18 protein-coding genes are annotated in these 23,803 nt (G+C 70.4%); 16 read left to right on the top strand and 2 right to left on the bottom strand.

The genetic code is table 11. From position 1 onward, the window contains the following. Nucleotides 1-140: 140 nt before the first annotated feature. The 6 genes from OIC96_RS04625 to OIC96_RS04600 are packed head-to-tail and all read left to right on the top strand — an operon-like array spanning nt 141 to nt 9,618. Nucleotides 141-1,436: an ABC transporter substrate-binding protein gene (locus OIC96_RS04625; RefSeq protein ID WP_330309156.1), complete on the top strand. Its 1,296-nt coding sequence runs from the start codon at nt 141-143 to the stop codon at nt 1,434-1,436. A gap of 6 nt (nt 1,437-1,442) precedes the next feature. Then, nucleotides 1,443-2,360: a carbohydrate ABC transporter permease gene (locus OIC96_RS04620; RefSeq protein WP_330309157.1), complete on the top strand. Its 918-nt coding sequence runs from the start codon at nt 1,443-1,445 to the stop codon at nt 2,358-2,360. Continuing rightward, a complete protein-coding gene (locus OIC96_RS04615; protein ID WP_330309158.1) occupies nt 2,357-3,262 on the top strand; it encodes a carbohydrate ABC transporter permease in 906 nt (301 codons plus the stop codon). The genes OIC96_RS04620 and OIC96_RS04615 overlap by 4 nt, the downstream gene beginning before the upstream one ends. A gap of 32 nt (nt 3,263-3,294) precedes the next feature. Next, a complete protein-coding gene (locus OIC96_RS04610) occupies nt 3,295-4,527 on the top strand; it encodes a glycoside hydrolase 5 family protein (RefSeq protein WP_330309159.1) in 1,233 nt (410 codons plus the stop codon). A 43-nt stretch (nt 4,528-4,570) separates the two neighbouring features. Beyond that, nucleotides 4,571-6,571, top strand: coding sequence for an endo-beta-N-acetylglucosaminidase (locus tag OIC96_RS04605; protein WP_330309160.1), 2,001 nt, complete (start codon nt 4,571-4,573; stop codon nt 6,569-6,571). 29 nt (nt 6,572-6,600) lie between these two features. Continuing rightward, nucleotides 6,601-9,618, top strand: coding sequence for an alpha-mannosidase (locus OIC96_RS04600; RefSeq protein WP_330309161.1), 3,018 nt, complete (start codon nt 6,601-6,603; stop codon nt 9,616-9,618). A 121-nt stretch (nt 9,619-9,739) separates the two neighbouring features. On the opposite strand, the gene OIC96_RS04595 is transcribed toward OIC96_RS04600, so the two are convergent. Beyond that, nucleotides 9,740-10,441, bottom strand: a complete 702-nt coding sequence (locus tag OIC96_RS04595; protein WP_330309162.1) for a FadR/GntR family transcriptional regulator — start codon at nt 10,439-10,441, stop codon at nt 9,740-9,742. Between the two features lie 165 nt (nt 10,442-10,606). Between OIC96_RS04595 and OIC96_RS04590 the strand changes: the two genes are divergently transcribed. The 8 genes from OIC96_RS04590 to OIC96_RS04555 are packed head-to-tail and all read left to right on the top strand — an operon-like array spanning nt 10,607 to nt 18,494. Next, a complete protein-coding gene (locus OIC96_RS04590; RefSeq protein ID WP_330309163.1) occupies nt 10,607-11,671 on the top strand; it encodes a sugar ABC transporter substrate-binding protein in 1,065 nt (354 codons plus the stop codon). Next, nucleotides 11,668-13,161 (top strand): sugar ABC transporter ATP-binding protein, encoded by a 1,494-nt coding sequence (locus OIC96_RS04585; RefSeq protein WP_330309164.1) that lies wholly within the window; start codon nt 11,668-11,670, stop codon nt 13,159-13,161. The genes OIC96_RS04590 and OIC96_RS04585 overlap by 4 nt, the downstream gene beginning before the upstream one ends. Further along, complete coding sequence (locus OIC96_RS04580; RefSeq protein ID WP_330309165.1) at nt 13,154-14,179, top strand: ABC transporter permease; 1,026 nt, start codon at nt 13,154-13,156, stop codon at nt 14,177-14,179. Before OIC96_RS04585 ends, OIC96_RS04580 begins: the two co-directional genes overlap by 8 nt. A gap of 53 nt (nt 14,180-14,232) precedes the next feature. After that, entirely contained in the window at nt 14,233-15,588 is a 1,356-nt protein-coding gene (locus OIC96_RS04575) for an L-fuconate dehydratase (protein ID WP_330309166.1), read from the top strand. Then, nucleotides 15,585-16,349 carry an SDR family NAD(P)-dependent oxidoreductase gene (locus tag OIC96_RS04570; protein WP_330309167.1) on the top strand — a complete coding sequence of 255 codons (765 nt, stop codon included), beginning with the start codon at nt 15,585-15,587 and terminating at the stop codon, nt 16,347-16,349. Before OIC96_RS04575 ends, OIC96_RS04570 begins: the two co-directional genes overlap by 4 nt. After that, nucleotides 16,346-17,332, top strand: a complete 987-nt coding sequence (locus OIC96_RS04565) for an aldo/keto reductase (protein WP_330309168.1) — start codon at nt 16,346-16,348, stop codon at nt 17,330-17,332. The genes OIC96_RS04570 and OIC96_RS04565 overlap by 4 nt, the downstream gene beginning before the upstream one ends. Beyond that, nucleotides 17,329-17,643 carry an L-rhamnose mutarotase gene (locus OIC96_RS04560; RefSeq protein ID WP_330309169.1) on the top strand — a complete coding sequence of 105 codons (315 nt, stop codon included), beginning with the start codon at nt 17,329-17,331 and terminating at the stop codon, nt 17,641-17,643. Before OIC96_RS04565 ends, OIC96_RS04560 begins: the two co-directional genes overlap by 4 nt. Next, nucleotides 17,640-18,494, top strand: a complete 855-nt coding sequence (locus OIC96_RS04555) for an amidohydrolase family protein (protein ID WP_330309170.1) — start codon at nt 17,640-17,642, stop codon at nt 18,492-18,494. Before OIC96_RS04560 ends, OIC96_RS04555 begins: the two co-directional genes overlap by 4 nt. 149 nt (nt 18,495-18,643) lie before the next feature. Here the strand turns inward: OIC96_RS04555 and OIC96_RS04550 are convergent, their stop codons facing one another. Then, nucleotides 18,644-20,074, bottom strand: coding sequence for a lipase maturation factor family protein (locus tag OIC96_RS04550; RefSeq protein WP_330309171.1), 1,431 nt, complete (start codon nt 20,072-20,074; stop codon nt 18,644-18,646). Between the two features lie 136 nt (nt 20,075-20,210). On the opposite strand from OIC96_RS04550, the gene OIC96_RS04545 reads away from it, so the two are divergent. Next, nucleotides 20,211-21,614, top strand: a complete 1,404-nt coding sequence (locus tag OIC96_RS04545) for a DUF6777 domain-containing protein (protein ID WP_330309172.1) — start codon at nt 20,211-20,213, stop codon at nt 21,612-21,614. Between the two features lie 78 nt (nt 21,615-21,692). After that, nucleotides 21,693-23,768 (top strand): SpoIIE family protein phosphatase, encoded by a 2,076-nt coding sequence (locus tag OIC96_RS04540; protein ID WP_330309173.1) that lies wholly within the window; start codon nt 21,693-21,695, stop codon nt 23,766-23,768. Nucleotides 23,769-23,803: the final 35 nt, after the last annotated feature.

Here is a 23,803-nt window from a genome sequence, read left to right as displayed (position 1 = left end):
GGCCTGTCATAGATCCCTGACCAGCCATGTTGTGCCGCTAATGAATTTAGCTGAACCAAATCCATTGACTTCCCTGGTGAGTTGCATGCAAGGTCTGGCGCGGCACCGTTCACCCACCGTTGCGAAGGAGCCCGGTCACCGTGCGAAAGCCTCGCAGAGCACCCGCACTTGTCGTCGCCGCCGTCGCCCTCGTCCTGCCGCTGAGCGCCTGCGGTTCCGGTGACGACGGCGGCGGTTCGACGGACGCCTCCGGCAAGGTCGAGGGCAACATCACCTTCCAGACCTGGAACCTGAGGGCCAACTTCAAGCCGTACTTCGAGGGTGTGATCGCCGACTTCGAGAAGAAGTACCCCGGCACCCATGTGAAGTGGATCGACCAGCCCGCCGAGGGGTACGCCGACAAGATCAGCGCGGACGCGGCCGGCGGCACCCTGCCCGACGTCGTCAACGTCTCGCCGGACCTCGTCGCCCCGCTCGCCAAGGCGGGCCTGGCCCTGGATCTCGACAAGTCCGCCGGCCAGTACAAGAAGGAGTACCTGGACGGCGCCTGGGCCAGCCACCGGATACCGGGCATGACCGGCACGTACGCCTTCCCCTGGTACCTCAACACCGGCCCGCTCTTCTACAACAAGTCGCTCTTCAAGGAGGCCGGACTCGACGCCTCCAAGCCGCCCACGACGTACGACGAACTCTTCGCCGACGCCCTGCAGCTGGCGAAGAAGAGCGACGGCAAGGTCGCCACCCTCGCCAATGTGCCCACCGTCGAGGACTTCGGCCGCTATGGCGTCGAGCTGATGAACAAGGAAGGCACCGGCTTCGCGTTCAACGACACCAAGGGGGTCGAACTCCTGACCAAGTACAAGGAGTTGTACGACGCCAAGGCGCTCGACCCGCAGGCGCTGACCGCGACCCCCGAGTCGTCCGGCAAGAAGTTCCTCACCGAGGCCGTCGCCATGAACCCGGGCAGCGCCCTGGACCTCGGCAACTTCAAGAAGCAGGCGCCCAACCTGTACAAGAACATCGGCATCACCGACCAGATCACCAGCACCGGCAAGGTGAACATGTACGTGATGGGTGTGATGGTCAACTCCCGCACCAAGCACACCCCGGCGGCGGTCGCCTTCGCGCACTACGTCACCGACGCCCAGAACCAGATGTCGTTCGCCAAGAAGGTCGCCATCTTCCCGAGCACCGCCGGCTCGCTCGACGACCCGTACTTCACCAAGGAGGACGGCACCGACGAGACCCGCGTGCGGATCGCGGCCGCCAAGTCCCTGAAGAACGCGGTCAATTACACCCCCGTCCTCTTCAGCGAGCAGATGAAGACCGCGCTGCGCAACGAGGTCGCCAAGGCGCTCCAGGGCAAGGAGAGCCCCAAGACGGCTCTTGACAACGCTGTCAAGGCCTGCGACACGCTGCTCCAGCAGCAGGGCTGATCCGGCATGGCGAGTTCTTCCACCGTTTTCGGCGGACCCCGGCGTGCGGCGCGGGTGCGGCGCCATCTGCCCAGCAGCCCCTGGCTGTTCGCCGCTCCCGGGCTGCTGATCACCGGCGTCTTCATCCTGTACCCGTTCGCCTCCACGCTCATCAACGCCTTCACCGACCGCCGCACCCTGATCCCGGGCAGGTTCGTGGGCCTCGCCAACTTCCGCGAGCTGCTGCACGACGACATGTTCTGGACCGGTCTGCGCAACAGCACGCTGTACGTGCTCGGGGTCGTCCCCGCGCTCGTCCTGCTGCCGCTGCTGCTCGCCCTGCTGGTCCAGAAGAACATCCCCGGCATCACGTTCTTCCGGTCGGCCTTCTACACCCCGGTCGTCGCCTCGATCGTCGTGGTCGGGCTCATCTGGGTGTGGCTGCTGGACGAACGCGGGCTGGTGAACGCGCTGTTGGAGGCGATCGGTGTCGGCAGGGTCGGCTTCCTCAGCGATCAGTGGCTGCTCCTGCTGAGCGCCATGGCCGTCACGGTGTGGCGGGGCCTCGGCTACTACATGATCATTTATTTGGCCGCGCTGGCGAACGTGCCCCGCGAACTGCACGAGGCCGCGATGGTGGACGGCGCGGGCGCGGTGCGCCGCTTCTTCACGGTCACCGTGCCCGCCGTCCGCTCCACCATGGTCCTGGTCGGCGCGCTCTCCTCGGTCTCCGCGTTCAAGGTGTTCTCCGAGGTGTATCTGATGGCGGGCCCGGACGGCGGTCCCGCGGGCGAGGACACCACCCTCGTCATGCTCGTCCAGCGCACCGGTACCGGGCTGAGCGGCCGGGTCGGCTACGCCTCCGCCATCTCGGTCGTCGTCTTCGCCGTCACCGTCGTCCTGATGCTGCTGGTGCTGCGCGCCGACCGGAAGGAGGAGGCGTGAGCGTCGCCGAGAAGACACGACCGGTGGAGCGTCCGGCGGCCGCGCGGGAGCCCCGTGTCGCCGACGAGCACGGCCGCCGCATCCGCGCCTGGGAACTTGCCCTGCGCTACCTGCTGTTGCTCGCCGTACTCGCCCTGACGGTCGGACCGTTCCTGTGGCAGCTGTCGACATCCCTCAAGGGGCCGCACGAGGACATCTTCAGCTCACCGCCCAAGTTTCTGCCGAGCGAGCCAACTCTCCACAATTACAAGCGAGTTGCCGACACCATTCCGGTCTGGGACTACGCCCTCAACTCGCTGAAGGTCGCCACCGCCAACGTCGTGACGAACTGCTTCGGTTCGGCGCTCGCGGGCTACGCCCTGGCCCGGCTGCGCTACCGCGGCCGGCGCGTCGCGACACTCGTCTTCATCCTGGCGATGCTCGTGCCCGCCGAGAGCATCATCATCGCCCAGTTCACGACCATGCGGGAACTCGGTCTGAACAACACGCTGATCGGTGTCGTGCTGCCCGCCTGCATCAGCGCCATGAACGTCCTGCTGATGCGCAACGCCTTCCTCAACCTTCCCTACGAGATCGAGGAGGCGGCCTTCGTCGACGGGGCGAACGCCTGGCAGCGGTTCCTGAGGATCGCGCTGCCGTCGGTGAAGGGCACCCTCGCCGTCGTCGCGATCTTCGCCTTCATGGGTTCCTGGGACGACTTCCTGTGGCCGCTCATCGTCCTCAGCGACCCCTCGAAGTTCACCCTGACCATCGGACTCAACTATCTGCACGGCACCTTCGCCAACGACGAACGGCTCGTCGCCGCGGGCACGATCATCGCCGTGGCGCCGCTGATCGCCCTGTTCGCCTGTCTCCAGCGGTACTTCTTCCGTGGCGTGGGTGAGGGCGCCGTCAAGGGCTGACCTCCCGTACCTCAGATCCGCAAGGAATCCGCATGTCTGCTGCCGTGCGCTTCGGCGTCAACTACACCCCGAGTCAAGGGTGGTTCCACCACTGGCTCGACTTCGACCTCGACGCCGTACGCGCCGATCTCGACTCGATCGCCGCGCTCGGCCTGGACCACATCCGGGTCTTCCCGCTGTGGCCCTACTTCCAGCCCAACCGCACCCTGATCCGCCCGCGCGCCATGGAGCAGCTCGTCGCGCTCGCCGACGCGGCCGCCGAACGCGGCCTCGACGTCAACGTCGACGGACTGCAAGGGCACTTGTCGAGCTTCGACTTCCTGCCCGCCTGGACGCGGACCTGGCACCGGCGCAACCTCTTCACCGACCCGGAGGTGGTGGAGGGGGAGGCGGAGTATCTGCGCACCCTGGCCGCGGCGCTCGCCGACCGGCCGAACTTCATCGGCATGACCATCGGCAACGAGGTCAACCAGTTCGCCGCCGGCCCGCACCCCGACCCGGACCGCGTCACGCCCGAGCAGGCCGGGGCGTGGCTTCGGCGTCTGCTCACCGCCTGCGCGGAAGGCGCCCCCGGCAAGCTGCATCTGCACGCCTCGTACGACGCCGCCTGGTACCAGGACGACCAGCCGTTCACGCCCGAGCACTCGGCACGGCTCGGCGCGGTCACCGCCGTGCACTCGTGGGTGTTCAACGGGACGGCCCAGCGGCACGGCCGCACGGGTGTCGCCACCGAGCACCACGCCGCGTACCTCATCGAACTCGCCAAGGCCTGGGCGGACGACCCGCACCGCCCGGTCTGGCTCCAGGAGGTCGGTGCGCCCGCCCCGCTGATCCCCGCCGAGCACGCGGCCGCCTTCACCGAGGCGACCGTCGCGAACGCCCTCGACTGCCCCGATGTGTGGGGCGTGACCTGGTGGTGCTCGCACGACGTCAGCCGCGACCTCTCCGACTTCCCCGAACTCGAGTACAGCCTGGGCCTGTTGACCAATGACCGGCAGACCAAGCCGGCCGGGGAGACCCTCGCCCGGATCGTCAAGGAGGGCCGGCCGCAGACACCCGCCGCGCGCACCACCGCGCTGGTCGTCGACACCGCGCCGGGCCGTTCGGTCTGTGCGCCGGGAGGCCCGGTGTTCGAGGCCTTCGCCCGGCTGACCGCCGACGGGGTCCGTCCCACCACTGTCCTCGCGAGCCGTGCCGACGACAAGGAGCACCTCGTCGCTCGCGGTATCAGCGAGGTCGTCACACCGGGTCAGGCCATCGCGTGACCCCAGCACCGTAGTCCGTCCCCCAACGAATACGGAGCACACAGTGAACCTCAGCAGACGCACCGTCCTGCTCGCCGGAGCCGGCGTCGCCGCGGGGCTCGTCCCCGGCCTGTCCGGCACGGCGGCCGCGGCCACCCGCGACCTCCAGCCGTACGCCTCCTACTGGTATCCCGACTCGCTTCCCTCGGGCACCCCCGGCACCGGCATCACCTGGCGCAGCCTCAATGCCTGGCGCGCCGACGGCGACACGGATCTGGCGTTCAACGCGGCGTCCGTGCCGCTCGCCGCACGCTTCACCCCGACCCCCGCGAACACGACGGCCCGCTCAGGCCAGGCCCGCATCCAGTCCCTGGTCTCCTTCGGCCCCACGTCGGGCAACCCTTCGCAGGGCGCGGCCACCGCCGACTACTACGCCCTCACCCACTGGGCGTACGTCGACGAACTCGTCTTCTGGGGCGGCTCGTCCGGCGAGGGCCTGATCCTCGCCCCGAACGCCCCGATCGTGGACGCGGCCCACCGGCACGGCGTACCCGTCCTCGGCAATGTCTTCCTGCCGCCCGTCGCCTACGGCGGCCAGCTCCAGTGGACCCGCGACCTGGTGCAGAAGGACTCCACCGGGCACTACCCGCTCGCCGCCCAACTCGTCGCCGTAGCCGCCGCGTACGGCTTCGACGGCTGGTTCATCAACGCCGAGACCGGCGGCGGGAACACCGCGCTCGCCACCGACATGCTCGGTTTCCTCAAAGAGCTGAAGACGCTCGGGGCGGCCAAGGGCCAGCGCGTCACCTGGTACGACTCCATGACCGTAAGCGGCTCGGTGAGCTGGCAGGGCGCGCTGAACAGCCAGAACAAGACGTTCTTCCAGGCCGCCGACACCATGTTCATCGACTTCCGCTGGTCCCAGAGCAGTCTGGCGTCCTCGGGTACGACGGCCCAGCAACTCGGCCGCAGCCGCTACGAGTTGTGGGCGGGCGTCGACGTCGAGGCGGGCGGCACCGGCACGTCCGTGAACTGGGACGCCATCGTGCCGACCACCAGGACGCACGTCACCTCCATCGGCTTCTACCGGCCCGAGTGGACCCGCAACCACCTGCCCGCGAGCCGCACGCCCGGCGACTTCCACGCCGCCGACGACACGTTCTGGACCGGCAGCTCCCTCGACCCCGCCAAGCCGGACCCGACCGCCGGCTGGCGCGCCCCCGCCGTCTCCGTCGCCGACCGGTCCACCGTGAGCTCCGTGCCCTTCGCGACCGTCTTCAACACCGGGCACGGACTGAAGTGGTACGAGGACGGCAAGGTCACCTCGGGTGCCGCCTGGAACCACCTCGGTCTCCAGGACCGGCTGCCGTCCCGCCGCTGGGTGGTGCGGACCACCGGCGGGCGCCCCTCGGTCACCTTCGACTTCGCGGACGCCTGGCGCGGCGGCAGCAGTCTCCTGGTCGACGGCGCCCTCGACGCGCCGGCCGCGCTGGACCTTTACGCGACACGGCTGCCGCTCGGCGCGGACACGGTCGTGGAGCTCACCCACCGTCTCGACTCCGGCAGCGCACGGGTCGAGCTCGCCGTCGCCACCGCCGAGCCGGGCACGGCGGGTGGGGCGCCCCCGTACACGTACTTCCCCGTGAGCGCGAGCGGCAGCTGGGGTACCTCGACCGTGCGGCTGACGGGCCTGTCGGGGACCGTGCACGCGATCGGCGTCCGGCTGACCGCCGCCGGCGGGCCCGTGCGCTGGCGCCTCGGCGGGCTCGCCGTCCGGGACGCGGTGGTGACCCCCGCCGCGCCCACCGACCTGCGCGTCACCGACGCCGACGGAGGCGGCCTGCGCTTCGCCTGGCAGGGCGCCACCGGCCCCGTACGCCACTACGAGCTGTACCGGACACTCCCCGATGGCACGCGCCGCTTCCTCGGTGGCACCTGCCAGCGCGCGTTCTACGCCGGCGGGCTCGTCCCCGAGCAGGGCGAGACCGCCGCACGGTTCGAACTGCGCGCGGTGGGGGAGCTGTTCACCATCTCGACCGCCGCCACGACCACCCACACCTGGTAGCCCGCACCCTCACCCCACGGAGCACTCTCATGCATGACGACCGCACCCTGGTCGAAGCCCGCCTCCGGCGCGTCCTCGACGAGCGCATCCGCCCCGCCGTGTACCCCGAGTCCGTACCGCTGGAGGTGGCGGTGTGGCACGCGCCCGGCGAGCCGGTGCCGGTCGCCGAAGGGCTGGCCGCCGCGCCGGAACCGATCGAGGTGGGCGCGCGCTGGGGTGCTCCGTGGGGCACCAGCTGGTTCCGTGTCACCGGGACCGTGCCCGAGGCGTGGGCCGGCCGGACCGTCGAGGCGCTGCTGGACCTCGGCTTCGACGAGAACATGCCGGGATTCCAGTGCGAGGGGCTCGTCTACCGGCCCGACGGCACTCCGGTGAAGGGCCTCAACCCGCGCAACCAGTGGGTGCGGATCGGCGCCCCGGTCGAGGGCGGCGAGGAGGTGAGGCTGCACATCGAGGCCGCCTCCAACCCGGTCATCCTCGACTACCACCCCTTCCTGCCCACGCGGTTGGGCGACAAGGAGACCGCGGGAAGCGAGCCGCAGTACAAGCTGGAGCGCATGGACCTCGCCGTCCTCGACGAGGCCGTCTGGCAGCTGGTCATCGACCTGGAGGTACTCGGCGAGCTGATGGCCGAGCTGCCGGTGGAGTCCGCGCGGCGCTGGGACATCCTGCGCGCCGTCGAGCGGGCACTGGACGCCGTGGACCTCCAGGACGTGGGCGGTACGGCGGCCGCGGCCCGCGCCCGGCTGGCGGAGGTCCTGGCCGTGCCCGCCGTCCCCTCCGCCCACCGCATCAGCGCCGTCGGACACGCGCACATCGACTCCGCGTGGCTGTGGCCACTGCGCGAGACCGTCCGCAAGGTGGCCCGCACGACCTCCAACATGACCGCGCTCCTGGAGGACGAGCCCGAGTTCGTCTTCGCCATGTCCCAGGCCCAGCAGTGGGCCTGGGTGAAGGAGCACCGCCCCGAGGTGTGGGCCCGGGTGAAGAAGGCGGTGACCGACGGGCGGTTCGTGCCCGCCGGCGGTATGTGGGTCGAGTCGGACACCAACATGCCGGGCTCGGAGGCGATGGCCCGTCAGTTCGTGCACGGCAAGCGGTTCTTCCTCGACGAGTTCGGCGTCGAGAACGACGAGGCCTGGCTGCCCGACACCTTCGGTTTCGCCGCGGGGCTGCCGCAGATCATCAAGGCGGCCGGCTCCAAGTGGCTGCTGACGCAGAAGATCTCGTGGTCGCAGACCAACAAGTTCCCGCACCACACCTTCCAGTGGGAGGGCATCGACGGCACCCGGATCTTCACTCATTTCCCGCCCGTCGACACCTACAACTGTTCCATGAAGGGCAGCGAAATCGCCCACGCGGCCCGAAACTTCAAGGACAAGGGCGTCGCCCGGCACTCCCTCGCCCCCACCGGCTGGGGCGACGGAGGCGGTGGCACCACGCGCGAGATGGTCGCCAAGGCGGCCAGGCTCCGCGACCTCGAAGGCTCCGCGACCGTGGTGTGGGAGACCCCCGCCGAGTTCTTCGAGAAGGCGGCGGCCGAATACCCCAACGCACCCGTGTGGACCGGCGAGTTGTACCTGGAGCTCCACCGCGCCACGCTCACCAGTCAGGCGAGGACCAAGCAGGGCAACCGCCGCAGCGAACACCTCCTGCGCGAAGCCGAGCTGTGGGCGGCGACCGCGGCCGTACGGACCGGGTTCCCGTATCCGTACGAGGAGTTGGACCGTATCTGGAAGACGGTGCTGCTCCACCAGTTCCACGACATCCTGCCCGGGTCGTCCATCGCCTGGGTGCACCGGGAGGCGCGCAAGACGTACGAGAAGGTCGCCGAGGAGCTGGACGGCATCATCGGCACGGCCCAGCGCGCCCTGGCCGGGGAGGGCTCGGCGGCCCTGGTCTTCAACTCGGCGCCGCACAGCAGGGACGGGGTTGCGGCGGGCGGAGCCGGTGCGGCCCTCGTCGAGGGTGAGGCCGCGCTCGCGCCGCGCGTGAACGGCGGCTACGTCCTCGACAACGGCCTGCTGCACGTCGAGATCGACGCACGGGGGCTCGTCGTCTCCGCGTACGACCTCCTCGCCGACCGCGAGACGATCGCGCCCGGGCAGGCGGCGAACCTCCTCCAGCTCCACCCCGACTTCCCGAACATGTGGGACGCCTGGGACGTCGACGAGTTCTACCGCAACACGGTCACCGACCTGGTCGACGCGGACGAGGTCGTGCCTGGTGAGGACGGCGTGTCGGTGCGGATCGTACGGTCCTTCGGCGTGTCGCGGGTCACCCAGGTGCTGTCGCTCGCTCCGGGGGAGCCGCGGCTCGGCATCTACACCGAGGTCGACTGGCACGAGACCGAGAAGTTCCTGAAGCTCGCCTTCCCGCTCGACGTGCACGCCGAACGGTACGCGTCCGAGACCCAGTTCGGGCACTTCTACCGGCCCACGCACACCAACACGTCATGGGAGGCCGCCAAGTTCGAGGCGTGCAACCACCGGTTCGTGCACATCGAGGAGCCCGGCTGGGGCGTCGCCCTGGTGAACGACTCGACGTACGGCCATGACGTCACCCGGACCGTCCGCGACACCGACTCCGGTACGACCACCACCGTGCGCGTCTCGCTGCTGCGCGCCCCGCGCTTCCCCGACCCCGAGACCGATCAGGGCGTCCATCGCTTCCGGCACGCGCTGGTGCCGGGTGCGGCGATCGGCGACGCGGTGCGCGAAGGGTGGCGGATCAATGTGCCGGAGCGGCGGCTGACCGGTTCCCAGGAGGTCGCCCCGCTGGTGACCGTCGACCAGGACGCGGTCGTCGTGACGGCGGTCAAGCTGGCCGACGACGGCAGTGGCGACGTGGTCGTCCGCTTCCACGAGTCCCGCGGCGGCCGTACGCGCGTCTCGCTCACGGCGGGCTTCGAGGTCGCGGCCGTCGCGGTCACCGACCTGCTGGAGCGGCCGCTCGCGGACGCGGCGGCACCGGGGCGGGAAGGCGACCGGATCACGCTGCGGCTGCGCCCGTTCGAGCTGGTGACACTCAGGCTGAAGCGCGCCTGACCGGGGCGCTTCGCCACGAGGGGAAGCGGATGCCGGATCGAGGCCGCTCCGCCACCGGGCGCAGAGGTCGCCTGATCGAGGCCGCGCCGCCCCCGTACGAAGCAGGTCCCAGCTCAAGCCACTACGGCTTGAGCTGGGTCCGCAGCCACTCCTCCACCTCGCCCACGTGCGCGGCCGCCGCCGCCCGTGCCGCCTCCGGATCGCGCGCCACCAGCGCGCGGTGGATCGCCGCGTGCTCGCGCCGGGTGCGCTCGAAGGCGCCCTCCTCCTGGTAACCGCGCCAGACGCGGGCGCGGAAGGTGCGTGAGGAGAGGCCCTCCAGGATGGCCGCCATCGTCTCGTTGCCCGCCGCCGCCCCGATGGCGCGGTGGAAGGCCAGGTCGTGGGCGAGGATCTCCTCCGGATCGTCCGTCGCGTTCATCGCCGCGAGGTGTTTCTCGACCTCGGCGAGCTCGTCCGCCGAGATGCGGGCGGCGGCGAGCGCGGTCGCCGTCGACTCCAGGATCCGGCGGATCTCCAGCAGTTCGACCAGGCGCGGGCCCCGGGACAGATCGGCCACCACACCGAAGGTCTCCAGGAGGTCCCCGGCCTCCAACTGCGTGACGTAGATGCCCGATCCGTGCCGTGCCTCCAGGACGCCCATGACCGTGAGCGCGCGGATCGCCTCGCGCATCGAGCTGCGGGAGATGCCCAGCTGGGCGGCGAGATCACGCTCGGTCGGCAGCCGCTGGCCCGGCTCGAGACGGCCCTCGCCGATCATCGCCGTGATCTGCTCGATGGCGCGCTGTGTCACGGTGCCCTTCTGCGGGGCGGACTCGTCCACGCCGTTTCCTCCTGTCGCCGGGTGCGCCGCAGTCTAACCACCGGAGTGGTCGGACCACTATCGCTTGAAAGCGGGGAAATTTGGCTCCGGAGGGTGTTGCGGCAGCGAAGTGGTCTGATAAATATGCGGTCACCTGCTCGATCTCGCTCAACGAGGAGCTGTTAGATGGCCGGCAGAAAACTGCGAAACAGGCGGATCTCCCTCAGTGCGGTGGCTGTGGCCGCCTGCGCGACCCTCGCGCTCACGGCGTGCGGCAGCACCAAGGACACCGGGGCCTCGGGCGGCGGTGGAGGCGGCACCGGCAAGGTCGGGGTGATCCTGCCCCTGCTGACCTCACCGTTCTGGCAGTCGTACAACGACTACGTCCCGAAGATGGCGACGTCCGAGGGCGTGGACGCGCTCAAGACCGTCAACTCCAACAGTGATCCGTCGCAGCAGATCACCGACATCAACAACCAGCTCAACCAGGGTGTGAAGGGCCTGGTCGTGGCTCCCCTGGACAGCGCCGCCATCGCCGCCGGCCTCGACCAGGCCGAGCGCAAGGGCGTCCCCGTGGTCGCCGTCGACGTCGCGCCCGAGAAGGGCAAGGTCGCCATGGTCGTACGCGCCAACAACGTCGCGTACGGCGAGAAGGCCTGTCAGTACCTCGGCAAGCAGATCAGCTCCGGCAAGGTCGTGCAGATCATGGGCGATCTGGCGTCCGTCAACGGCCGTGAGCGTTCCGAGGCGTTCCGCACCTGCGTGCGGAAGAACTACCCGAAGCTGAAGGTCCTGGAGATCCCCGCCAAGTGGGAGTCCGACACCGCGGCCTCCAAGCTGGACACCCTGCTGAACGCCAACCCCGACATCAAGGGCATCTACATGCAGGCGGGCGGCGTCTACCTCGCTCCCACCCTCCAGACCCTCAAGTCCAAGGGCATGCTGAAGAAGACGGGCCAGGCGGGCCACATCGCGATCGTCTCGAACGACGGCATCCCGCAGGAGTTCGACGCCATCCGCAAGGGCGAGATCGACGCCACCGTCTCGCAGCCCGCCGACGCGTACGCCAAGTACGGCATGTACTACATCAAGGCCGCGATGCAGGGAAAGACGTTCAAGACCGGCCCGACCGACCACGACTCCGAGATCGTCAAGCTGCCCAGCGGCATCCTGGAGGACCAGCTGCCCGCGCCGCTGGTGACCAAGGACAACGTCGACGACCCCAAGCTCTGGGGCAACACGGTCACATGAGCACCCCACTGGTGGAGGCGCGGGGCGTGGCCAAGCGGTACGGCCCCACCGTCGCACTCCAAGACGGCCGACTCACCGTCCTGCCGGGCGAGTCGCACGCCCTCGTCGGGCGCAACGGCGCGGGCAAGTCCACCCTCGTCACCATTCTGACCGGCCTCCAGGCCCCCGACGAGGGCACGGTCCGCTTCGACGGCGAGCCCGCACCCCCGCTCGCCGACCGCGACGCCTGGCGCCGCAAGGTCGCCTGCGTGTACCAAAAGCCCACCGTCGTACCGGAGTTGACGGTCGCCGAAAACCTCTTCATCAACCGGCAGCCGGTCGGCCGGGGCGGCTTCATCAGCTGGCGCCGGCTGCGGGCCGAGGCGGCGGAGGTCCTTCAGACCTGGGACGTGCGGGTCGACCCGGAGGCGCGGACCGCCGACCTCAAGGTCGAGGACCGCCAAATGGTCGAGATCGCTCGGGCGTTGAGCTTCGGCGCCCGGTTCATCGTCCTCGACGAACCGACCGCGCAGCTCGACAACCGGGAGATCGAGCGGCTCTTCACCCGCATGCGGGCACTCCAGGAGTCCGGCGTCACCTTCCTGTTCATCTCGCACCACCTCCAGGAGGTGTACGAGGTGTGCCAGACCGTCACCGTGCTCCGCGACGCCCGCTGGATCACCACCGCGCCGGTCGCCGAACTCCCGCGCCCGGCGCTGGTGGAGGCCATGGCGGGGGAGTCGATCACCGAACACGGGGACACGCGCCGGTCCGTGGCCGCCGGAGCCCGGGTGATGCTCGACGTCCAGGGGCTGACCTCGCACGCGTACGACGGCATCGACCTCACCGTCCGCCGCGGTGAGGTCCTCGGCCTCGCCGGGTCCAGCGGCAGCGGCAAGATCGAGCTGGCCGAGTCGTTCGCCGGACTGCACACCCCGACCGGTGGAACCGCTCGACTCGACGGCGAGCGGCTGCCGTTCGGCGATGTGCGTGCCGCGCTCAAGGCGGGCGTCGGCTGCGTTCCGCGCGACCGGCACGACCAGGGTCTCGTCTCCGGGATGAGCATCGGCGACAACGCCACCATGAGCGTCCTGGGCCGCCTCGGCCGCTACGGCTTCATCGGCACCGACCGCAGACGCGGCTTCGCCACCGAGCTGATCGAACGCCTCGACATCCACACCGAGGGACCCGAGCAGCCCGTCTCCGACCTCTCTGGCGGCAACGCGCAGAAAGTCGTCATGGCCCGCGCCCTCGCCTCGGACCCGCGCCTGCTCGTCCTCATCAACCCCACCGCGGGCGTCGACGTGAAGTCCAAGGAGTCCCTGCTCTCCCGCATGGACAGCGCCCGGGAGGACGGCACCGCCGTGCTCGTCGTCTCCGACGAACTCGACGACCTGCGCCGCTGCGACCGCGTCCTCGTCCTCTTCCACGGCCGTGTCGTCGCCGAGCACCCGGCGGGCTGGCACGACCACGAGCTGATCGCCTCCATCGAAGGAGTGGACCATGGCTGACACCAAGGCCCCGCCGCTCACCCCACCGCGGACTCCGGACCCCCGCACCGCCAAGGCCGTACTCCTCCGCCGCGCCCGCGAACTCGCCCTCGTACCAGCCCTGTTGGTGCTCATGGTGCTCGGCGCGATCGTCAACGACTCGTTCCTCACCGAACGGAACCTGATCTCCATCCTGGGCGCCTCGGCAGCGCTCGCGATGGTGGTCCTCGCCGAGTCGCTGGTACTGATCACCGGCAAGATCGATCTGTCGCTGGAGTCGGTGGTCGGCATCGCACCCGCCATCGGCGCCCTGCTGGTGCTGCCGGCCGCGCAGTCCGGCTGGGGCACCCAATGGCCGGCGGCGCTCGCCCTCCTCGCGATCCTCGTCGTGGGCGGACTCATCGGCGCCTTCAACGGCATCCTCGTCGTGAAGTTCAAGCTCAACGCCTTCATCGTCACCCTCGCGATGCTGATCGTCCTGCGCGGCCTGCTGGTCGGTGCCACCAAGGGCAAGACGCTGTTCGGCATGCCCGACGCGTTCTTCTCGCTGGCCACCTCCACCTTCCTGCGCGTCCCGCTGTCGGTGTGGCTGGCCGCGGTCGCCTTCGGTGTCGCCGGGCTGATCCTCAAGTACCACCGGATCGGCCGCGCCCTGTACGCGATCGGCGGCAACGCGGAAGCGGCCCGCGCGGCAGGCATCCGTGTCGACCGGGTGCTGCTCGGGGTGTCCGTCGTCGCGGGCGTCCTCGCCTCGGTCGGCGGCATCATGCAGACCGGCTACGTCGGTGCGATCAGCGCCAACCAGGGCAACAACATGATCTTCACGGTGATGGCGGCCGCGGTCATCGGCGGCATCAGCCTCGACGGCGGCAAGGGCACCATGTTCGGCGCTCTCACCGGCGTACTCCTCCTGGGCGTCGTCCAGAACCTGCTCACCCTCGCCCAGGTGCCGTCCTTCTGGATCCAGGCCATCTACGGCGGAATCATCCTGGTCGCCCTGATGATCGCCCGCGTGACGACAGGACGCGCCCAGGACTGACTTCTCGGATCCCCGAGTCCGAGGATCCCTTGCCACCGATCGAAAGGCCTTCCGTGTCCCCGACCCCCGCCCGCATCACCGCGGTCGACACCTACGACATCCGTTTCCCCACCTCGCGCGAGCTCGACGGCTCCGACGCGATGAACCCGGACCCCGACTACTCGGCGGCGTACGTCGTGCTGCGCAGCGACGCGGCCGACGGCGCCGAGGGGCACGGCTTCACCTTCACCATCGGGCGGGGCAATGATGTCCAGGTCGCCGCGATCGACGCGCTGCGCGGGCATGTGGTCGGACGGTCCGTCGACGAGCTGTGCGCCGACCCGGGCTCCCTGGGCCGGGACCTGATCGGCGACAGTCAGCTGCGCTGGCTCGGACCCGAGAAGGGCGTGATGCACATGGCGATCGGCGCCGTCGTCAACGCCGTATGGGATCTGGCCGCCAAGCGCGCGAACAAGCCGCTGTGGCGGCTGCTCGCCGACGCCGAGCCCGAATGGCTGGTACGCCAGGTCGACTTCCGCTACATCACGGACGCGCTCACGCCGGAGGAGGCGCTGGAGCTGCTGCGGCACGGGCGGGAAGGCGCCGAGGAGCGCAGGGCCCGGCTCGTCGAGCGGGGTTTCCCCGCCTACACCACCTCGCCCGGCTGGCTCGGCTACAGCGACGAGAAGCTGACCCGACTGGCCGCCGAGGCCGTCACCGAGGGGTTCACCCAGATCAAGCTGAAGGTGGGCGCGGATCTCGCGGACGACGTGCGCCGCTGCCGGGTCGCCCGCTCGGTGGTCGGCCCGGACATCCGCATCGCGATCGACGCCAACCAGCGCTGGAACGTCGACGAGGCGATCACCTGGACCAAGGCGCTCGCCGAGTTCCAGCCGTACTGGATCGAGGAGCCGACCAGCCCCGACGACGTCCTCGGCCATGCCGCCATCCGCAAGGCCGTCGCCCCCGTCAAGGTCGCCACCGGCGAGCATGTCCAGAACCGCATCATCTTCAAGCAGCTCCTCCAGGCAGGCGCCATCGACGTCCTGCAGATCGACGCCGCCCGCGTCGGCGGCGTCAACGAGAACCTCGCCATCCTGCTGCTCGCGGCCAAGTTCGGGGTGCCCGTCTGCCCGCACGCCGGCGGTGTCGGCCTGTGCGAACTCGTCCAGCACCTGTCGATGTTCGACTTCGTGGCACTCTCCGGCACCACCGAGGACCGGGTCATCGAATACGTCGACCATCTCCACGACCACTTCCTCGACCCGGTCGTGATCCGCGAGGGCCACTACACGGCACCCGCCGCGCCGGGCTTCTCGGCCACCATGCGGCCCGGGTCCATCGAGGAGTTCACCTACCCCGGCGGCACCTTCTGGGCCGCCGACCTGGCACAGCAGAAGCTCAACGACAAGAAGGGCGCAGCAGTATGACGGACCCTCAGGACTTCGCCGGCCTCCGGGCGCTGGTGACCGGCGGCGCCTCCGGCCTCGGCCGGGCCACCGCCGACCTGCTCGCCGCGCGCGGCGCCCAGGTCGCCGTTCTCGACCTCGACCCGTCGTCCGTCGAGAAGCCACTGCTCGGCTATCGCGCCGACGTCACCGACGACGCGTCCGTACGGGAGGCCGTGGCCGCGGCGGTCGCCGACCTCGGCGGACTCGACGTACTGATCAACAACGCGGGCATCGGCGCCCAGGGAACCGTCGAGGACAACGACGACGAGCAGTGGCACCGGGTCCTGGACGTCAACGTCCTCGGCATGGTCCGTACGACCCGGGCCGCCCTGCCCCATCTGCGGGAATCCGAGCACGCGGCCATCGTGAACACCTGCTCCATCGCCGCCACCGCGGGCCTGCCCCAGCGCGCCCTGTACTCCGCCTCCAAGGGCGCCGTCCTCTCCCTCACCCTCGCCATGGCCGCCGACCACCTCCGCGAGGGCGTCCGCGTCAACTGCGTGAACCCCGGAACGGCGGACACCCCGTGGATCGCCCGTCTGCTCGACGCCGCCGACGACCCGGTCGCCGAACGGGCCGCGCTGGAGGCCCGTCAGCCCTCCGGCCGGCTGGTCTCGGCAGCCGAAGTCGCGGGCGCGGTCGCCTACTTGGCGAGCCCGCTGTCCGGCGCCACCACCGGCACGGCACTCGCCGTCGACGGCGGAATGCAGGGACTGCGACTGCGCCCGGTGGGCCAGTGAGCACGCTCGGGAGAAGCGGCGTCGAGGTCAGCGAGCTGTCCTTCGGCGCCGCGGGCATCGGCAACCTGTTCACCGCGGTGAGCGACGAGCAGGCGTACGAGGCGGTCGACGCGGCCTGGGCGGCAGGCATCCGCTACTTCGATACCGCGCCGCACTACGGCATCGGCCTCTCCGAACGGCGCCTCGGCGCGGCCCTGCGCGAGCGGCCCCGCGCCGAGTACACCGTCTCCACGAAGGTGGGCCGCCTCCTGGAGCCCACGGACGCGGGCGGCGACGACCTCGCCGACGGCTTCGCCGTGCCCGCCACACACCGCCGCGTCTGGGACTTCAGCGCCGACGGCGTACGACGCGGCCTGGACGCCAGCCTCGAACGGCTCGGCCTCGACCACGTGGACGTCGTCTACCTGCACGACCCGGACGACCACGCCGAGCAGGCCTTCCGGGAGGGTTACCCCGCCCTGGAGAAGCTGCGCTCGGAGGGCGTGATCGGGGCGATCGGCGCGGGCATGAACCAGACCGAGATGCTCACCCGCTTCGTCCGCGACACGGACGTCGACGTGGTGCTGTGCGCGGGGCGGTACACCCTGCTCGACCACCGCGCGCTCACCGGCCTGCTGCCCGCCGCCCAGCAGCGCGGCACGTCCGTCGTCATCGGCGGCGCCTTCAACTCCGGGCTGCTGGCGGACCCGAGACCTGGAGCGACGTACAACTACACGGCGGCCTCCGGTGAGTTGCTGGAGCGCGCTCTGCGCCTCAAAGCCATCGCCGAGCGGCACGGCAGCACCCTGCGTGCCGCCGCGCTGGCCTTCCCCGCCGCACATCCGGCCGTGGCGAGCGTCCTGGTGGGTGCGCGTTCCCCGCACGAAGTCCGCGACTGTGCCGAGCAGTTCGCGGCGCCGGTACCCCTGGAGTTCTGGGAGGAACTGCGTGCGGAAGGCCTGCTGCCCGCCGCCGCTCCCGTACCCGCACAGGAGCCGTCATGAGAGTCGCGCTGCACACCACGGTCCGCGCGGACCGCGTCGCCGAGTACGAGACCGCTCACCGCGAGGTCCCCGAAGAGCTCACCGCGGCCATCAAGGCCGCCGGAGCCACCTCCTGGACGATCTGGCGCAGCGGAACCGATCTGTTCCACGTCCTGGAGTGCGAGGACTACGCGCGGATGCTCGCCGCACTGGAGAAGCTGCCGGTCAACATCGCCTGGCAGGCCCGCATGGCCGAACTCCTCGACGTCGTCCACGACTACTCCGGCGAGGGTGCCGGCGCCGGGCTGCCCGTCGTGTGGGAGCTGCCGTGAACGTGGACGCGCACCACCATGTGTGGGACCTCTCCGTCCGCGACCAGGACTGGATCACCGGGCCCGAACTCCTGCCGCTGCGACGGAACTTCACCCTCGCGGATCTCGAACCGCAGGCGCGGGCCGCCGGGTTCGGCCGCACGGTCCTGGTGCAGACGGTCACCGTGGCCGAGGAGACCCCGGAGTTCCTCGCCCTCGCGGAGGAGAGCGAACTGGTGGCGGGGGTCGTGGGGTGGACCGACCTGACCCGCCCGGACGCCGCCGACGAGCTGGCCCGGCTGCGGGAGATGACGGGCGGCCGGTACCTCAAGGGCATCCGCCATCAGGTGCAGGGCGAGCTCGACCCCGAGTGGCTGCTGCGTCCGGACGTCCGGCGCGGACTCGCGGCGGTCGCCGGGGCCGGCCTGGTCTACGACCTGGTCGTGCTGCCCCACCAGCTGTCCGCCTGCGTCAAGGCGGCCGAGGCTCTGCCGGAACTCACGTTCGTTCTGGACCACTTGGGCAAACCGCCGATCGCGTCGGGCGAACTCGAACCGTGGGCATCGGACGTCCGGGCGCTGGCCGCGCTCCCCAACACGGTGGGCAAGCTCTCGGGCCTGGTGACGGAGGCGAACTGGAGGTCCTGGCCGCAGGGGACGTATCCACTGGCCGAGCTGCGCCCCTACGCGGACACCGTGCTGGACGCCTTCGGTTCGAACCGCCTGATGTACGGCTCCGACTGGCCGGTGTGCACACTGGCGGCCACATACTCCGGAGTCGGTGACATCGCGGCCGGGCTGATCGTCGAGCTGAGCGACGACGAGCGCGCCGAGATCTTCGGGGGCACCGCCACCCGCGTGTACGACATCTGACCTTCGGCCGAGGCGTCAGCGCCGCTCGCCCCGCACCCTGCGTCTGCCCTGGTACCTGTCCACCAGTCTCGACCTGGGCCGACGGACCGGCGACGTTCCCGGCACGGCCGCGCTCGCCCGCCGGTATCCGTGAATCCAGGGGGAACCGTCTAGTACCGGACACGGCGCTCGGCCTCCGTCTCCAACCGTGTCGGCGGCAGGAAGTCGCGTACGTACGTCCGGTGCCAGCACGCGCCCGTCTCCCGCAGTTCGCGCCAGGTCGTGTACCGGTAGCGGAAGAGCCGGGCACGGACATAGCGGGGCGGGGCGTCGGCCGGGAACGGGGAGCGGCGCAGCAGCCGCAGTGTGTCGCGGTCGTTCTCCAGGAGTCGCTCCACGAGACCCGCGAACCACTCACCGGCGTAGGCGGGGGAGAGCGCCGCGAACCACATCAGCCAGTCGAGCCGCAAATGGTACGGAGCGAACTGGCGCGGCCAATGCCGTGGATCACCCGGCTTGCCCTTGAACTCGTACTCCCGCCACTCCGCATCCTCCAGCGGGATGCCGTCCGCCGTGCCCTCGACGATCACCTCGTACCGCACCCGGCTGATACTGCCGAACGCCCCGTAGGTGTTGACCAGGTGGAGCGGGTCGAAGGAGCGGTTCATGACCTGGCGCCGGGAGAACAGATTGCGCACCGGGCGGTAACTGAGGGCCACCAGGCCCGTGGCCACCGCGAGGACCACGATCTCGAACCAGAGGGGTGTCCCGGCCACGTGCGGGGCGGTGGTGGGGAACTCGACCGCCGACAGGGCCAGCACGATGGTGATCCAGTTCAGCCAGGAGAAGTTGCCGGACAGGACCAGCCACAACTGGGTGAGGATCATCAGCGAGGCGGCGGCCGTCGCGATCGGCTGCGGGGTGAACAGCAGGATGGGGACGACGAGTTGGGTGACGTGGTTGGCGGCCACCTCGGCCCGGTGGAACGGCTTGGGGAGATGGTGGAAGAACCAGCTCAGCGGGCCCGGCATCGGCTGTGTCTCATGGTGGTAGTACAGGCAGGTCAGCTTCCGCCAGCACGCGTCGCCCCGCATCTTGATCAGCCCGGCGCCGAACTCCACCCGGAACAGCACCCAGCGCAGCAGGAAGAGGACGACGACCGGTGGGGCCACCTCGTCGTTGCCGAGGAAGACCGCGAGGAAACCCACCTCCAGCAGCAGCGACTCCCACCCGAACGAGTACCACGTCTGGCCGACGTTGACGATCGACAGATACAGCGCCCAGGGAACGAGCCACAGCAACATTCCGCCCCAGAGCGGCAGTTGCGAGTCCAGGCCTGCGATCAACGCCACCGACACCGCGCAGCCCGTCCAGGCCCAGGCCGCGTAGAAGCGGTCCGAGTAGTGCCAGTGGAACACGCTCGGCGCGTGACGGAACGCCACGCGCTCCACGAAACGGGGGACCGGCAGCATCCCGCGCTCCCCGATCAGCGCGCGGAACTGCACCGCCGCGCCCAGGAACGCGACGAGGTACACGACGGCCAGCGCCCGCTGGAAGACCAGCCGGCTCAGCCAGTACTCGGGGGCGACGAACCACTGCACGTCGAGTGCTCCTCTCCCTTCCATTGTGACGCTGGGTGACTGCCTCCGCTTGCGTGAGCCAAGCGAGGGACGCAGACAATGGTGGGCGAAATCGGCGGGGGATCAACGCATAGCCCGGCAGGAACGGGAGAACGCGGTGCACATACCCACCAGAACCCTCGTCACGGCCTGCGCACTCTCGGCGGCGCTCCTCGTCGCCGGGTGCGGCAGCGACAACCAGAAGGACAAGGTGGCATCCGGCGGATCCGGCAGCGAGGTCTTCCTCCAGCCCGTCGCGGACCAGGGCCCCCACCCCTTCACCGACTCCTCCGCGACCCCGCCACCCGTCACCCGAATGCCGCAACCGGCGTCCACCGGCGCCGCCTCCGGCGGCCAGGGCGAGCGCTCCCTCTCGGGCTCCACGCCGGGCCTCTACGGCGGCACCCAGAACGCCGGCAGCTGCGACGTCGAGAAGCAGATCGGGTTCCTCGCCGCGGACCGGAGCAAGGCGCGTGCCTTCGCGCAGGCCTCGGGGATCTCCCAGGCCTCCGTACCGGACTTCCTGCGCGGACTGACCTCGGTGCTGCTGCGCGCCGACACGCGGGTCACGAACCACGGGTTCAGCAAGGGGGAGGCGACCAGCTACCAGTCCGTGCTCCAGGCGGGCACCGCCGTCCTCGTCGACAACCGGGGCGTGCCCCGCGTCCGCTGCGCCTGCGGCAACCCGCTGAACCCGCCCTCCGCGCTGGAGGGGAACCCGGGCACCCAGGGGCGGGCCTGGGACGGATACCGGCCGGCCCAGGTCGTCGTGGTGACCCCGGCGCCCACCGTGATCACCAACATCACGATCATCAACATCGTCGACAACACCTGGATCGAGCGCAGGATCGGCGACGACGGCCACCACGACCACGTCGTTCCGCCGGCCGACGACTGGACGCAGACGCAAGCCCCGAGGCCGGACCACTCGGCCGGCACCGCCCCGCACGACGAGAGCCCCCGGCCCGACGCATCGGCGTCCGACTGCGTCACGCCCACCGAGACGGTGACCGACATGCCGGGAGCGACCGAGAGCGCCCCGGGCGAGACCCTCGACTCCGACTCCGCGCTCTCCGACACGGCGAAGCTCCAGTCCCCGGCGGACGAATCGATGGACCCGGCGGACGAGCCGATGGACCCGGCGGACGAGCCGACGGACCCGGCGGACCGGGCGGCAGAGCCCCCGGAGTGCCCGACGGCCACCGTCACGGCCCCGCCGACCGCGGACCCCGGGTCCACGCCGCCCCCTTCGGACCGGACGCCGTCGAACGGGACCCCCTCGGACCGGAGCACCGCTCCGGAGACCGGCACGACCTCCCCCGACCGGTCCGCGTCCGACGAGCCCTCCTCGCCGCCGGCCCCGTCGAGTGAGCCGGACACATCCAGCCCCTCGGGCGAGGACATCGGCCCCGACACCGTTCCGGACAGCCCCGACGTACCCGACGGCGGCGGTCTGATCCCCGACGACCCGTCCACGTCGGACAGCATCTTCGACGCCCCGACCGACGTCTTCGACAGCTGAGCTCCCGCTCGGCGGGGGAGCCCGGAAACGGGCTCCCCAGAAGTCGAACAATCGAGCAAATCCTGGCAAGGTGGCCCCATGGTTGATCGGGGTGCGAGCGCCCTGTCACTCCCGGACGACTGGCCCGCCCACCCGGATCCGATCCTGGCGCTCAACCGCATGGGCAGCTTCGACTGGGACCTGGACACCGGTCTGTTCCACATGGACGCCCAGGCCCACGAGATCTTCGATATGCGCCCCGACGAATACGACGGCCAGCCGGAGAGCCTGGGGATCCGCGTGCCCCCGACGGAGGGCCGCAGACTCGACGCCGTGGTGTCGCAGGCCATCAAGGACGGCAGCGAGAACTACGGCGCCTACTTCCGCGTCCGCCGCCGCGACGGCTCCCTGCGCTGGACCCACACCCAGGGCTACATCCGCCGCGACGAGACCGGCCGCCCGCGCCGGATCATCGGCATCGTCCGCGACGCCACCGAGGAGCTGGGCGAGAGCGCGGCGCGCCGTGATCAGGCCGCCCAGGACGAGGCCCGGCGCCAGCAGACCAACGTCGTCCAGATCACCACGGCGGCCCTCGCGCACGCCCGCACCGTTCAGGACGTCATCGACGTCCTGGAGGACACCCACGGCCTCACCCACCTCGGGGCGAAGAGCCTGGTCATGGGCCTGGTGGAGGCCGGCCGCATCCGTATGGTCGCCGCGGGCCCCTCGGACAGCTACGTGCCCGGCACCCGGGTCACGCGCATCGACGCGCAGTACCCGATGAACGAGGTCGTACGGAACCTCGCGCCGCACTTCATCGAGTCGCCGGAGGAGTTCGCCGAGTCGTATCCCCTGCTGTGGCCGAACATCACCGATCTGAAGATCACCTCGGCCGCGTATCTGCCGCTCATCGTGCAGGCCAGACCCATCGGCGCGATCGGCCTGCTCTACAACGACCGGCGCGGCTTCTCGGCGGACGAGCGCAACGTCCTCGTCGCGCTCGGCAGCAGCATCGCGCAGAGCCTGCAGCGGGCCATGTTCTACGAGCAGGAGAAGGACCTCGCCCAAGGCCTCCAGCAGGCCATGCTGCCGCGCTCCATCCCCAGCGTGCCCGACGCCGACATAGCCGTCCGCTATCGCTCCGCCTCCCTCGGCCGGGACATCGGCGGCGACTGGTACGACGTGATCCCGCTGCCCGGCGGCCGCGTCGGCGCCGTCATCGGCGACGTCCAGGGCCACGACACACACGCCGCCGCCGTCATGGGCCAGCTGCGCATCGTGCTGCGCGCCTACGCCGCCGAGGGCCACACCCCCGCGACCGTGATGGCCCGCGCCTCGGTCTTCCTGCACGAACTCGACACCGACCGCTTCGCGACCTGTCTGTACGCGGAGGCCGACCTGTCCACCGGAGTCGTCCAGCTCGTCCGGGCCGGCCATATCGACCCGCTGATCCGGGGGACCGACGGAAGCTGCCATCGGCTCGCCGTCGACGGGGGCCTGCCGCTCGGCCTGTCCGCCGAGTTCGGCCGCCTCGAATACCCGGTCGACACCGTCGAACTCGACCCGGGCCAGAGCCTGCTGCTGTTCACCGACGGCCTCGTCGAGCAGCCCGGCATCGACCTCGACGACGGCATGCACACCCTCATGGAGCTCATCCGCTCGGGCCCGGACGACGTCGCCGACCTCGCCGAGCGGCTCATCGACATGGCCGAGGAGCGCGGCGGCGACGACGACGTGGCGCTGCTGGTCCTGCGCCGCCGCGGCGCCACCACCCAGCAGTCCGGCGGCCGGCTCCAGCAGCGTGTGGCGCCCGGCGACCCCGAGGCGCTCACCGAGGCCCGCCACATGATCCGCGCCGCCGTCCGTGCCTGGGGTGCCCGCGAGCGCTCCGACGAGATCGAGCTGGTCGCCGACGAACTGATCACCAACGCCCTGATGCACACCGAGGGCTCCGCCATCGTCACCCTGCGCGTCCTCGCCGGCCCCGACCGCAGGCTGCGCGCCGAGATCGAGGACTCCTCCAGCGCCCTGCCGCGCCGCCGCGAGGCCGGCGAGTCCGGCGTCTCGGGCCGCGGCCTCCTGCTCGTCGACCGGCTGGCCGACGTCTGGGGCGTCGAGGCCCGCGGCGGCGGCAAGTGCGTGTGGTGCGAGTTCATCGTCCCGGAACGGAACTGAGCTCCCTCGCCTGGTGTTGTCGGTGGCGGATGGCA

This window comes from Streptomyces sp. NBC_00775 (assembly GCF_036347135.1).
Classification (GTDB): domain Bacteria; phylum Actinomycetota; class Actinomycetes; order Streptomycetales; family Streptomycetaceae; genus Streptomyces; species Streptomyces lutosisoli.
This window is presented reverse-complemented; position numbering and strand designations above follow the sequence as displayed.